Here is a 13,230-nt window from a genome sequence, read left to right on the forward strand (position 1 = left end):
ATTTTTTGTATATTTTTCACAATTAAATCGAGTAGGAGGCGGTGACTAACCGCCGTCCTCTCATATCACCGTGCGTACCGTTCGGTACACGGCGGTTTCAATAGTTGACGTGCACAGACTGATAGGCTGTGGCTAAATCATAGAAGCCACTGTTTATCAGTCTTTCTTTTGTCATGGCTTTCTTAACTGTCGTCAGATTGGCACAATACCAGTGTCCCCTTCGACAGTTTGCCGCCATGTTCGCATAATATTCATGGATTCCCATTTTTATCAGATTTCTCTTCTTTGTTCTGGGCAATTTCCATTGTTTCCATATACACATACGTATTCTGTGATAGAGCCATCCGTTGACGTCATCTATGTTGTTCTTCATACTTGCAATTCCGTAATAGTTAAGCCATCCCCTCGCATACACCTTGATTTTCCCAAGGCTTGGCTTGATTGACTGACATCGCTTACGGGAAGATAACTCCTTCAGTCTGGACTTGAACTTCTTCCATGACTTCGTATGAACTCGGACATAAATGCCTTTTCCGTTCCTTCCCAATGCAAAGCCAAGGAATTTAAAATTTCGGATTGCAAACACGCTGACAGTACGGCTCTTTTCTCGGTTGACTGTAAGTTTCAGCCTCTCCTCAAGATATTTTGTACTGCTTTCCAAGAGTCTCTCTGATGCTCGCTTGCTCTTTGCAAGAAGCACGATGTCATCTGCATATCTTATGCATGGAACACCTCTTTTCAAGAATTCCTGGTCGAACTCATTGAGGTAGACATTTGCCAGCAACGGTGATAGATTTCCACCTTGTGGCGAGCCTTCCTCTGTGTCAATGACTACTCCGTTTTCCATTACACCGCTCTTCAGATAGCGCTTTATCAGCTGTACTACACGTTCATCTTTTACATTCTTTCGGAGAAGATTGATGAGAATTTCGTGATTAAGAGTATCGAAGTACTTTGACAAGTCAAGGACTACAGCAAATGTATAGCCTTGTTCGGCATACTCCTTAACCTTAAGTATTGCGTCTTTTGCACTTCTGTTCGGACGATAGCCATAGCTACCCTCTGCAAACAGCGGTTCATAGATTGGCACTAACTGTTGGGTTATTGCCTGTTGAAGTGTACGGTCTACCACTGTTGGTATGCCAAGCTTTCGCACACCACCATCTGGTTTGGGAATCTCAACTCGTCTTACTGAAGACGGAGTATACTTTCCACGATAAATGCGGTCGGTTATCTCTTGTTGATGTTCCTTTAGATATGGAAGAGCCTCCTCAATGGTCATGCCATCAATTCCTGGCACTCCCTTGTCTGCCTTGACTCTCTTATACGCTCTGTTAAAGTTGTCTTTATACAGTATCGCTTCCAAAAGTCTCGGCTGTGCACTGTCTCTTTCTTTCCATATCCGATTGAATGACCTAGACGCTTTTGCATACCCTTCGTGTTCCGCACTATCTCTCTGCGAACAGCCATTGTTTTCAATGTTTTCTTCCATAGACGGTCATTCCTCCTTTCTCGGTCATACTTAAGACTCCTACTGATTCGGTCCTTCACCTCTCGGCTACTATGACCTCTGCTGACTTCTGTGCGTTCAGCATTGCTTTATGCAATGGTTACCTCTTTCAAGGCGTACCGCACAGACCTCCCTGGGTACCACACGTTTCTTCCTCTCCATCCATCAGCCTCATTTATCACGCAGGATTCCGTGTAGTTATTGGGCTTTGACTTGGGTGGCAGTCTTACCCTCATGCATAACCTTATATGAGATTTCTGTTCGTCAGACCAGAGATTTGCCCGTGGTTAGTCTGTTCCCACATCCGGCTTCCTTCAGATTCCACCTCACGATGGACACCCTTGCCTTCGGCTATATCCTTCCCACTACCGGGCGGATTCGGGACTTTAACCCGTTAGAAACGTGCGCCGCCAGGCGCACCACGCAAAAAAACGGAAAGGAAACCGTAGTTACTGTTTTCTTTCCGTTTTTTACTATAATTTCTTTTTTTAATTTTACACAACTTCTCGTTTTTCACACATATAAAGCGGACATCCGCATTCGCTTTGCAACCTGTCAGTGGGAGCTGTACCGTACGGAATTTTCAGTTCAGAAAATTCCTACCTGTGAACAGTTACTACAATTCTACCATATGTTTTGTGAAAAAGTATTTCGCGGCTCCAACAGCTGACGCTTCTTTCTTATACGAACAATTTTTCAAGTATGAAACATCGTGCTCAAAGCCATTATATGCCATCACTTTTTCTCCCAGTGGTATCATATAATCTGACAATACACCTCCCACATCACCTCCTAGTATGATATCCATATCATATGCCATCCGCAGATTTGATATCAAAACAGCAAGATGATCCAGATACTCATTCCATTTCTGCAAAATTTTTTCATTACCACTTTCAATTTTTTCCATAAATGCATCCAGTGACTGCCTGTTATCTTTTGTCAGTACACTTGCAGCACAATATGCATCTGCACATCCTGATTTACCACAATAACACTTTCTTCCACCGGGAACGAGTATCATGTGACCAAACTCCCCTGCTTTCTGGTTCTGCCCTCGAAACAGCTTTCCATCTATGCAGAATGCACCTCCTAATGTGTGGTTCAAAGACAGATATATCGCATTTGGATACTTTTGCTTTTTTTCTGCAAGCATTGCAGCATTAGCATCGTTTTCAAAATATGCTGGAATTTCCAGAGCCTGCTCTAAAAAGCGCAGACTATAATTCTCTATACCTAAAGCATGGGATTTTAAAACAATCCGTTCTTTCTGATCAATAATTCCTGGAATCGCCACTCCAATCCCAAGTAGCGTGTCCTTCGCTACTTCGCCTTCCAGAAAAGTTTTGACCTTTTGTGCCACCTCTGTACAATAAGATAATTCAGCCGTAAATTTTAAACGGATGCGATCTTTTTTTATAATCTCATCTCCAAGATTTACTAATACCATTTCTATATGATTCGCTGTAATCAAAATTCCCATTGCATGACAGTATGACTTATTAATCCCTATACTTTTTGCCTTCCTTCCACCGGTTGAAGCATATTCCCCAGTTTCTTCCAACACCCTTTTTTCTAACAAGTCATTCACATTTGCTAACACAGTCGGCATACTCAAGTTTAACTCTTTTGCGATTTCTGCCTTGGATGTAACATGATTGTTTAGAACATAATTAATTATTTTTTTTCTTGTTATATTTTTTTTATCTTTATTTTCCGTTTTCTTACCCTCTTTTATTAAATATATTATAAAAGAATTATATGCTTTTTTATTCTTCTTGTAAAGTAATGTTCTATAATAAAAATTTGCTGCATTCAGAAATAGTTACTGTTCCCTCCGATTTTCGTATGCTTATCTCACAGCAAAGCAGTACCACACCGGTACAGCCTGCTGAATCAATCAATACGAAAACGGAGGTATTTTTTATGCGAGAACTCAGAAACACAAAAATCATCGCTGTAGATCATGGCTATGGCAATATGAAAACAGCAAACACCGTCACGCCAACCGGAATCAAAGCCTATGAAACAGAACCACTCTTCTGCATCATTCCATATTTCCCATGAAGAATGTTGTAAATTAGTACTATCCACAACGATAACAGGTAATTTAATTATTCGTATTTTTTCCCAATAATGTAAATCGAAACTACCATACCACCTAATATCATAATTAAGAAAATTTTATTCAAAATATCCCATAAAGCTATATTGAAACAATTGATTATTATAATACCTGCAAGAGGATATAGAACAACCGTTGCAAGTGTCCATATTTTTAAAGTTGTGCAGATGTATATCCAATTTCCATTGTTAAAAGATAAACCAACTAGATGTATTCTAAAAATTCCTTGTGAAACATAATTTATCTTATTGGCATCATAATATGTTGGTAATATGTCTTTTGCAAAGAAACAAAACCATGCACCAAATAAAAGCATTCCCCCTGTAACCAGCAATATATCCCCTTTCATCTCAGCTAACGAACTTTCAGATACAACTAACATAATAATTTCTGTAATAGATATAAAAAAACATAACAAATATGCTAATATCCAGTTTTTTCTATGCTGGTGAATAGAATCCCTAACAGCCATATCGAGAGAGCCTACCACCAATTCCTCGATTTCTTTTTTTTCAATATTTTTCTGTGTATCTATTTTTTCTCCACGTAACAATTCTGTAACGGTAACATCTAATATATCAGCTATTGGTATGAGTAATACGACATTGGGCATACTAAGACCACGTTCCCATTTGCTAACTGTTTTATCTGATACATATAATTTTTCAGCCAAATCCTTTTGAGTTAAATTCTTTTCCTTTCTTAATTCGGTTACAAATAAACCGAATTTTTCATTACTAATCTGATACATATATCCACCTCCTGCACACATATTATAATGAGAGTGTGCATAAATCAATCGACCAGCAGTAGAATTGCAGAATATTAGCACATAATTCATCAAATAATCTCCCCATTATGATTATTTCTATAAAGTTATATTCGAATATTTTTTAAGCCATACTATGGAATAATTAAATCGGCAACTTATAACTATGACGGAAAAAAACAGCCTTCCGAAACTTAGAAAAGATCACTTTCTATAGAATTGTAATTTGCTTCTTTGGCCCCTTATAAACACAAAAGCTGAACAAACAGGATTTTTCGTCCTACTTGTTCAGCTCTTTGTTTACCTGTAAATCAGTTCTTTTAACACAATCTCTTCTGCTGCATTCCGGATATTATTTACAGCTCCAACCCACACCATCTGATCACGAGCTTTCAATTCTTCCGTAACGCCTTGCTTCTCCATCATCTGACGCACCAGAATATCCATCCTCTCCTGTGCTTCATCGTTCACAGCATTCAGATGTTCTGTTAATCTGTCTTCCAACATATACAGAGAATACATTGCCGGACGATGCTCTTTCAGATACGTTTTCCGAATCATTCCATATTTCCCATAATGCGGTTCTTCATCTGTACTGACAAGATTCGGATAGTAAATTCCGTCTGCTCCCAGTGTGTAGGTTCCACCTATTTTTTCAAATGTGCTTTTCATGTGTTATTCCTCCTTGAAATCAGCGATATTCTTAGATCATCGCAAAATATTTCAGGACAGCCTTGATAGCATACAAAATGGAAGTTATCTATTTCTCCTCTTCGTTAAGACCTAGTTCATTACATATTACTTGCTATCCCTGATACCTTATTCTTTCTACCAGCGTTTCCTTTTTCAGATTACTGCTTAAAACGAGGGAAAGCACAATCTGCAAAAGACTGACCAGCAAAATCATAGCAAGAATTGATGTAATTGGAACATGATAGACATTCATTCCAAATATTCCATTATGCTTTGCATAGGCAAAGAGCGCATAGCCAAGTGGCAGACCAACGATAAGTGCTACACATATGGTGCCAACCGTAAAAATCAGTCCCTGTAACTGCAGGCATAAATTTAATTGTTTATTTGTCATACCCACAGCCTGTAATACACCATATTCCTGCTTCTTCGTGGTGATATTGATGATCATGGTGTTTGCCAGATTCATAAACCCAATGAGACCGACAATTGCCATGAACAGATAGCAGCCAAGCTTCATCATACGGCTTGCGTATTCTGCAGTTTGCAATTCTGCGTGATAGGTGTTCAGCTTGATATGAGAAGTATCGGAGAGCAGGTCATTCAGGCTTTGCTCTACAGATGCCACATCTTTTTTAGCACAATCCACCCACAGGTATCCATAAGATGTCCCTTTCGGATCTACAGAGCGGTATACTTCTTCCGGAATGACCAGATAAGTGTCCGCGCTTACAAAGGAGCCTGCGATTTTTCCATGATAGGTATAGGTTCCGCTTCCGTTATCAAAGTTGAATGTAATCGGTGCACCCGCAGAATACCCGTCAGCTTCCATCCACATGGACCAGCCAAAGAAAACATCCCCGTTTTTGACAGCCTGTGCATAGTCCATGGAACCGATATCGCCATCCCCGCGCATCATTTCAAAATCCTCTTGATTTACGATTGCAACCGGAAATTTTGTTCCGTTCAGATCTGCAGAGACGATTTCTCTCGTCAGTACATTCGTTACACCGGGGATGGATTTGATTTCTTTAATCAATGAATCATTCAGTGGGTTGTTCTGTAGGATTGTGTCCAGATTATTCTCCGAATAGGCTTCATCATAATTCTGGGAATAATCCAGCTGCAACTCAAATTGTCCATGGTTGATTGCAATCCGCGCCTCGTACTCCGGGTCAATATTCCCAACATAATTAGAGATAATTACAAACAATACACAGGAAAGCCCCATGGTAAGAATCGTAGCAATGGTTCTTTTCGGATTGCCTGTCACATTTGCCATTGCCATGGAGAAAACGGTGACATCTTTTCTGCCTTTTCGTCTGCCCTGTTTTTGCGTTTTGGAGCCGTCAAGATACCGTGTCGCTTCGATTGGTGAAATCCGGGAAACAATTTTCATGGGTTTGCGCAGAGCCAAAACGACCGTAAGAAACGATACAAAAATGCAGATGAGCATAATTGTTAGTGAAAACAGAGGCACCTGATGGTTCTTGATTCCGGACGATACCAGATTTCCCTGCTCCACCAGCCAGTTGAAACTGACTTTTGCAATCAGGAAACCAAACAGCAGCCCCAGCGGTATCGAAAGAACCGCCAGAAGAATGCCCTCACGAAAGATCAACTGCTTCATCTGCTTTCTGGTTGCACCCAGCGCCTTGATTTTTCCGTACTCCTGAACCTTCTGGGCGATCCCGACCTGGAAGATATTATAAATGACCACAACGGAAAACAGCACGATTCCGAGGATCAGGGTTCCACAAACCACAATCATTTCATAGCTCGGCTGCAATACCCACTGCAGGTAGAGGTCATTGATGATCACGTTTTTCTGGTCAATGCCGCAGGAATCCGCGATTTCTTTTATAACAGGCGCAACATTATTCATAGATACATTTGCAGAATCGCTCAAGGTAAAATAGATATTATATTGCCTGTCACCCTCCGCAACACGCTCATTATAAAAATCCTGCGAACCGAATACAACATAGGAAGCCTCGATGGTATATTCATCCCGGTCATATAAAATCCCACTGACAGTAAATTCCACCGGTGCGTATTCCGACTGCATGCCGGAACGGTACTCCAATGTTACGATGTCTCCGACCTTTACATCATGGTATCCCACTGCATCAAAGAAAGCGCGTCCTGCGGCAATTTCCTGCGCCTTTTCCGGATAGGTACCTTCCTTCAACACATATTCCTGATTATAGGGAAGCATTTTCCTGACCGTTTCATCCGCACTGACAAAGCCGCCATTTTCATTTCCTTTCAGGATGCCCTCCGTACACATGATGCCGATATCAGATATCTCAGCTCTGCGTTCCACTTCTTTTAATTGCGTACCATCTGCGGCGATAAACAGGCCATAATTTCTTCCATATGAGCTTGCCGCCTGACTTTTCTGCAAACGGATCATTCCATTTCCCACAGTACTGATAATCACAAGCAGCATCGTAGTCAGACATATGGACATCATAATCAGTATACTTCTTGTCTTGTTCTTTTTGTCATTGCTATATGCAATCCTGCTTATTGTCTTCATCTGAAATCCACCACCTGTCCGTCCTCAATCACCAGAATACGGTCAGCGACCTGTGCAATTTCGTCATCATGGGTAATCATTACGATTGTCTGTCCATATTTTTTTGCTGTCATCTTAAGCAGAGCGATTACCTCATCACTGGTCTTGGAATCAAGATTTCCTGTCGGCTCATCTGCAAATATAATTTCCGGACGATTCACCAGTGCTCTTGCAATTGCTACTCTCTGCTGCTGTCCTCCGGATAACTGATTTGGCAGATTGTAAATTCTCTTTTCAATCCCCAGAGTTGCAATAATATCATTTACATACGCTTCATCCACTTTTCTTCCATCCAGCCCCAGTGGCAGTACAATATTTTCCCAGACATTAACAGATGAAACCAGATTAAATGCCTGAAAAACAAATCCGATTTTTCTTCTGCGGAAAACAGCAAGGGCATCTTCCTTCATCCTGTATAAATCTTTCCCTGCTAAAGTAACACTGCCTTTTGTCGGGGTGTCTAGCCCTCCAAGCATATGAAGTAATGTACTTTTACCGGAACCTGACTTTCCAACAATTGCGACAAATTCTCCCTGCTCAATCTGAATGTCCACCTGATTGACCGCTTTGACCTGATTCTCACCTGCGCCATAAAACTTACAAAGCTGCTTGGTTTCTAATATCACACTCATGTGTTGCCTCCTTTTCAATTCTGTAAAGCGTACCTTTTCAGCACGCTTTCTTTGCCTGTTTATATATTTGGTCATTTTTCAACCTACATCCAAATTGTATCAGGATAATCTTTCATTTCACTTTCAAAAAACGAGCAGAAATCTTACAGAATTGTAAGATTTCTGCCCACTTAAAATTTAACCAACATATGGTAATTGAATCACAATCGTGCTTCCTTTTTTCTTTTTGCCGGAGGTTACCATGATTGTACCTCCGTGTTTTTCGATAATTTCTCTCGATAGAAAAAGTCCGATTCCTGTACCACTCTTTTCCATAACCTTCCTGGAACTTCCTCTGTAAAATCGTTGAAAAATTTTGTGATACTCATTCTGCGGAATACCAATTCCCTGATCCTCAATTTCCATTCTTACAAGATCGTTTCTTTTTTGTAACCGGATAAATATTTTTGAACCATCCGGGCTGTACTTGATTGCATTATCCAAAACGTTGATCACAGCTTCACCAAGCCATCTTTTATCCTGCATAACCATGCATGTTTCCAGCTCTTTTGCATAGTCAAAAACGAATTCAATTTCTTTCTCGTCCGCTTTTGGATAAGTACAGTTCACAGCAGATATGACAGTATCCATAAGCGGAAGTTTTTTCTTATTAATCTGAATCAGTCCAGTTTCCATCTTAGATATTTCAAGAAGCGACTGCAATAATGTCTCCAGTCCATCCAGAGCACTCCGACAACGGATACGAAACTCCTCCTGTTCTGTGGCACTTAAGTCATTCTGCATCAGCACACTAAAACATGTATCCAAAGCTGCAACCGGTGTCTTTAACTGGTGAGAGATATCAGAAACCATTTCTTTCGTGCTCTCTTTTTCTTCCCGTGCTTCTTCCTTTAGCAACTGAATATGATGTCCGATTGCTTCAAGCTGGTCATTCAATTTTTCCAGTTCTGCTGGATTTTCCGTTTTCAGTAAAGCATCAAATTTATTTTCACGGAATCTGATCAGAATTTCTTCCAACTGGTCTAATATTTTCTGATGACACGCATCTTCTTTTTTCTTCCAATAAAGTAAAAAAGTCAAAAGAAGCACGCATATCACAGTGCTTACAGCACCGGTCACCATAACCTGATGCCGGAATTGCGAATAAAATGCATTCCCTTTATTCCCCCAGTATCCATATTGCTCCAATAATCGCCTTCCCTGTTCGTTAGTTTCAATATCCTTATCCTTAAGCAATTCCGAAACAGCATCCAGCCCGGAAACTTCTTCCTTTGCAGCAATCTCTGTCATAAGATTCATTTTATATTTATAATCTTCATAAAACACATACGTGGTAAAGCAATTTAATATTGCAAACAATAATATGACAGGTAATACTAAGGAGAGCACTACTGTAATCTTCTTGCGATATCTCTTTGTCACTGCCTTACCTCCTGATTCCATATATACCCAAGACCTCTGATATTCTTTATATAGACCGGTGCAGCCGGATTGTCTTCGATTTTCTCACGGAGTCTTCTGATATTGACAGCGATTGTATTTTCATCCACAAAATCCCCTTCCAGATCAAACACATTTTCCAATATTTGTGTTTTTGAAAGAATCTGTTTCGGATTCTGAAGAAAAAAAGTCAGCATTTTCAACTCCGTTTTTGTCAGACTGATTTCACGACTCTTTATCAGGACTTTCATTTCTCCTGCGATAAAGACGATATCTCCCGAAATCATCTTTCCGGCTTCCGTTTTCTCCTGTCTGCGGCGGAAATGTGCTTCTATTTTCAAAAGAAGTATCGAAAGACTAAACGGCTTTGTAATATAATCATCTGCCCCTGCTTCATATCCCATGACCTGATCCATCTCCTGATCTAGTGCTGTAAGACAAATAATGTATGTATTATAATTGCATCTCATCCACCTTACAAATTCCAGTCCATTCCCATCCGGAAGATTCACATCACAAATGGTAACATCCACATTATTATCACTTGCAATTCTTTTCGCTTTTTTCACTGATTCTGCTGAAAAAACCTCATATCCGGATTTTTTCAGTGAAAATGTAATTCCACGATTTAAATTTTCATCATCTTCAACCACGAGTATACCTGGCATAGCATCTGCACCTCTCTTTATTAACTATTCATCTTAAAATGCTTCAATGCCTCCACAATTGCACTCTCTTTATCTTCTGGACACTGCGGTTGCCTGCTATCTTCATTTTTAGGTAAATTATAATTCTTTCCAACCTCAATTCCGCATTTTCTCTTTACCTGTGAGATATACAGATTGGAAACCTTCATGCCGGCATTATGTTCAGCCACATATTTCTTTATCTCATCATATGTAGCCTTAGTCTCTGCAGATGTTATATCCATATCATCAAGTTCAATCGTGACATTAATGTAATTATCCGGCTTTTGTTTCAGTTGGGACAAAAGAACAACCGTCTCCACCGACACCGTATTCGGGAACATATCAACCGGGCAGACTTTCTTCAATTCGTAGCCTCTTTCACAAAGATACTTCAAATCCCGTGCCAGAGTTGCGCTGTCGCAGCTTACGTAAACTACCCGGTCGGGCTGCATTTTGATAATGGTAGAAAGCAAGGTCTCGTCGCAGCCTTTTCTCGGCGGGTCTACTACAATCACGTCAGCACGCTCACCAGTGCGGGCAAACTGCTCTGGAAGCACTTCCTCTGCTTTTCCCACAAAAAATTCCGTATTATCAAATCCGTTCAGGCGTGCATTCTCTTTAGCATTCTCAATGGCAGCAGGAATGATCTCCACGCCCCTTACCATCTTTGCCTTCTGCGCAAGAAACAGGGAAATGGTTCCAATTCCACAGTAAAGATCCCACACAGTCTCATTTCCGGAAAGCTGTGCATATTCCAGTGCTTTTCCATAAAGACGCCCTGTCTGATAAGGATTTACCTGAAAAAAGGACAGCGGCGAAATCTGATAGGAAATCTCTCCGATCTTGTCTGTAATGTATGGCTGTCCCCAGAGCAGCCGCACCTTTTCCCCAAGGATCACATTATTTCGCTTCTTATTCACATTTACCATCACACTGACAGTCTCCGGAATCTGACGAAGGGATTTCACCAGAGCCTCTTCGCCAGGAAGCTTCTCCCCGTTAATTATCAGACAGACCATCATCTCGTCCGTAAAAAAGCCATATCGGATCAGCACATGGCGCACTAAACCCTTGCCAGTGTTCTCATCATACGGCTGAATATGGAACTTCTCCATATGCGCAATCACACGGTCCAAAACCTCCTTATTCCGTGTTACCCCAAGAGCACAGTCCCGGTTCTCAATAATACTGTGTGTACGGCCGGCATAAAATCCGGTAATAATTCTGCCGTCTTTTGACTTTCCAACTGGAAACTGCGCTTTATTTCTATAGTGGAAAGGCTGCTCCATTCCTAGGATTTTCTCCATAGGAATATCTATAAAACCGCCAATCCGCTCCAAATGCCCCCTGACTTTGGAAGTCTTAAATTCCAGCTGCTTCTCATAAGAAAGGGCCTGCAGCTGGCAACCTCCGCATTGTCTTGCGAACTGACACTTCGGCTCCACACGGTCAGGAGATGGGGTGATAATCTCCTCCAATCTTCCGTAACCGTAATTTTTCTTCGCTTTCATGATCTTTGCGCGGACTGTGTCTCCGATTACTGCATCTTTGACAAAAACGGTGAAGCCATCAGCCTTTCCGATACCTTCACCGTCAATTCCGCAATCTTCAATCTTTAACGTAACAATATCATTCTTACGATACTCCATAAAGATTACCATTCTCCTGTCTTTCTTAAGTTAGATTCAAATATTCTGTTAAATCCAAGCCATTCTTTCTTGCTCTTATCTGCTGCAAAAATCTCGGTAAGAGTCTCCATGCGGGCATCTGTATTATCTGCAAGATTCAAAGCAACTGCCTCTACCATAGCAGGTTTCTTAGGGGAACCGTACTCAAGTTCGCCATGATGTGCCAGAATACAATGTACCAGCTGGTTCTCCAGATCCAATGGAAAGTCCGGTATCTCCTTAATCAGATCATGAATCATCTGTGCTCCGATTATAATATGGCCCAGAAGCTGTCCCTCATCTGTATAATCATTCAGTGGAAAAGAAGAAAGTTCTCTTGTCTTTCCTACATCATGAAGAAGTGCTGCTGTGATCAGCATATCTCGATTGATCACCGGATAAGCAGATGCCATATAATCACAAAGCCTGGCAACACTTAAAGTATGCTCCATCAGCCCGCCTATAAAGCCATGATGTACGGTTTTGGCTGCGGAATGCTCCTCGAAAGATTTTAAAAATTCTTTATCCTCTATAAACAGTTTCTTCAAAAGTGTATTCAGATAGGTATTCTTCACAGTGCCGATCATGGCAACCAGCTGGGTATACATATCATCCGTGCTGTTCTCACTTACTGGAAGATAATCTGCCGGATTGTACTCACCCTCGCCTGCTTTGCGCACACGCTTGATATTCAGCTGCATAGCTCCTGCAAAGCTGGTCACGTCTCCCATGACTTCAATGTAATCCAGTGCGTCAAAATCATCAATTCCAAGAGAATTCGGATCCCAGATCTTTCCATCCATCATTCCAGTCTTATCCTGGAGTATAATATTCTCATAAGGCTTTCCGTTCTTGGTCACAGCCGGCTGCTTCTGCTTACACAGATAAATGCCACTGATCCGGTCGCCTTCATGCAACTCATTTAAAAAACGCATAATTTCCTTCCCTTTCTAAAAAAGACACGTCCGTTTTCCCAGACATTACAATCTTTTGTATCATAACAAATATTTATGAACATTTTATGAATTTCTCCCCACTTTTTCCTTTTCAAGTCCTTGAAAATCATGTACAATAAGGTGTGCAGTAATTATTGTTTACAAATTTGCTATTTAATGTGTTGGTCA

General features: G+C 40.8%; 11 protein-coding genes. 1 reads left to right on the forward strand and 10 read right to left on the reverse strand.

The window, feature by feature from the left end; all coding sequences use genetic code 11:
* Positions 1 to 97: 97 nt before the first annotated feature.
* Together ltrA and PGQ38_RS09965 are read right to left on the reverse strand one after the other, a co-directional pair.
* Positions 98 to 1,492 carry a group II intron reverse transcriptase/maturase gene (gene ltrA / locus PGQ38_RS09960; RefSeq protein WP_270431537.1) on the reverse strand — a complete coding sequence of 465 codons (1,395 nt, stop codon included), beginning with the start codon at positions 1,490 to 1,492 and terminating at the stop codon, positions 98 to 100.
* 634 nt (positions 1,493 to 2,126) lie between these two features.
* Entirely contained in the window at positions 2,127 to 3,329 is a 1,203-nt protein-coding gene (locus PGQ38_RS09965) for an ROK family transcriptional regulator (RefSeq protein WP_179988302.1), read from the reverse strand.
* A 107-nt stretch (positions 3,330 to 3,436) separates the two neighbouring features.
* Here PGQ38_RS09965 and PGQ38_RS19505 point away from each other — a divergent pair, with 107 nt between their 5' ends.
* Positions 3,437 to 3,577 carry a hypothetical protein gene (locus PGQ38_RS19505; RefSeq protein WP_302199063.1) on the forward strand — a complete coding sequence of 47 codons (141 nt, stop codon included), beginning with the start codon at positions 3,437 to 3,439 and terminating at the stop codon, positions 3,575 to 3,577.
* Positions 3,578 to 3,624: 47 nt separating this feature from the next.
* Here the strand turns inward: PGQ38_RS19505 and PGQ38_RS09975 are convergent, their stop codons facing one another.
* The 8 genes from PGQ38_RS09975 to PGQ38_RS10010 all read right to left on the reverse strand — a co-directional run bounded on the left by PGQ38_RS09975 (position 3,625) and on the right by PGQ38_RS10010 (position 13,041).
* The gene (locus PGQ38_RS09975) at positions 3,625 to 4,386 is read right to left on the reverse strand and encodes a helix-turn-helix domain-containing protein (protein ID WP_118581329.1); all 762 of its coding nucleotides are present in this window, start codon (positions 4,384 to 4,386) and stop codon (positions 3,625 to 3,627) included.
* 318 nt (positions 4,387 to 4,704) lie between these two features.
* A complete protein-coding gene (locus PGQ38_RS09980; protein WP_195991297.1) occupies positions 4,705 to 5,076 on the reverse strand; it encodes a TnpV protein in 372 nt (123 codons plus the stop codon).
* A 133-nt stretch (positions 5,077 to 5,209) separates the two neighbouring features.
* The gene (locus tag PGQ38_RS09985) at positions 5,210 to 7,639 is read right to left on the reverse strand and encodes an ABC transporter permease (protein WP_204454364.1); all 2,430 of its coding nucleotides are present in this window, start codon (positions 7,637 to 7,639) and stop codon (positions 5,210 to 5,212) included.
* Entirely contained in the window at positions 7,636 to 8,310 is a 675-nt protein-coding gene (locus PGQ38_RS09990; RefSeq protein WP_015520995.1) for an ABC transporter ATP-binding protein, read from the reverse strand. The genes PGQ38_RS09985 and PGQ38_RS09990 overlap by 4 nt, the downstream gene beginning before the upstream one ends.
* Positions 8,311 to 8,487: 177 nt before the next feature.
* A complete protein-coding gene (locus PGQ38_RS09995) occupies positions 8,488 to 9,753 on the reverse strand; it encodes a sensor histidine kinase (protein ID WP_204454366.1) in 1,266 nt (421 codons plus the stop codon).
* The gene (locus tag PGQ38_RS10000) at positions 9,729 to 10,418 is read right to left on the reverse strand and encodes a response regulator transcription factor (RefSeq protein WP_204454367.1); all 690 of its coding nucleotides are present in this window, start codon (positions 10,416 to 10,418) and stop codon (positions 9,729 to 9,731) included. Before PGQ38_RS10000 ends, PGQ38_RS09995 begins: the two co-directional genes overlap by 25 nt.
* A 20-nt stretch (positions 10,419 to 10,438) precedes the next feature.
* The gene (gene rlmD / locus PGQ38_RS10005) at positions 10,439 to 12,088 is read right to left on the reverse strand and encodes a 23S rRNA (uracil(1939)-C(5))-methyltransferase RlmD (RefSeq protein ID WP_270431539.1); all 1,650 of its coding nucleotides are present in this window, start codon (positions 12,086 to 12,088) and stop codon (positions 10,439 to 10,441) included.
* Between the two features lie 5 nt (positions 12,089 to 12,093).
* The gene (locus PGQ38_RS10010; RefSeq protein ID WP_204454375.1) at positions 12,094 to 13,041 is read right to left on the reverse strand and encodes a 3'-5' exoribonuclease YhaM family protein; all 948 of its coding nucleotides are present in this window, start codon (positions 13,039 to 13,041) and stop codon (positions 12,094 to 12,096) included.
* Between the last annotated feature and the right edge of the window lie 189 nt (positions 13,042 to 13,230).

The sequence above is a fragment of the Blautia faecis genome (genome assembly GCF_027662325.1).
In the GTDB taxonomy this organism is placed as follows: Bacteria; Bacillota; Clostridia; order Lachnospirales; family Lachnospiraceae; genus Blautia_A; species Blautia_A faecis.

Bases quoted from the DNA above. Each gene is read 5' to 3' on its own strand.
- ltrA (WP_270431537.1), bottom strand. From the start codon at position 1,492: ATGGAAGAAAACATTGAAAACAATGGCTGTTCGCAGAGAGATAGTGCG.
- PGQ38_RS19505 (WP_302199063.1), top strand. From the start codon at position 3,437: ATGCGAGAACTCAGAAACACAAAAATCATCGCTGTAGATCATGGCTAT.
- PGQ38_RS09975 (WP_118581329.1), bottom strand. From the start codon at position 4,386: ATGTATCAGATTAGTAATGAAAAATTCGGTTTATTTGTAACCGAATTA.
- PGQ38_RS09980 (WP_195991297.1), bottom strand. From the start codon at position 5,076: ATGAAAAGCACATTTGAAAAAATAGGTGGAACCTACACACTGGGAGCA.
- PGQ38_RS09985 (WP_204454364.1), bottom strand. From the start codon at position 7,639: ATGAAGACAATAAGCAGGATTGCATATAGCAATGACAAAAAGAACAAG.
- PGQ38_RS09990 (WP_015520995.1), bottom strand. From the start codon at position 8,310: ATGAGTGTGATATTAGAAACCAAGCAGCTTTGTAAGTTTTATGGCGCA.
- PGQ38_RS09995 (WP_204454366.1), bottom strand. From the start codon at position 9,753: ATGGAATCAGGAGGTAAGGCAGTGACAAAGAGATATCGCAAGAAGATT.
- PGQ38_RS10000 (WP_204454367.1), bottom strand. From the start codon at position 10,418: ATGCCAGGTATACTCGTGGTTGAAGATGATGAAAATTTAAATCGTGGA.
- rlmD (WP_270431539.1), bottom strand. From the start codon at position 12,088: ATGGAGTATCGTAAGAATGATATTGTTACGTTAAAGATTGAAGATTGC.
- PGQ38_RS10010 (WP_204454375.1), bottom strand. From the start codon at position 13,041: ATGCGTTTTTTAAATGAGTTGCATGAAGGCGACCGGATCAGTGGCATT.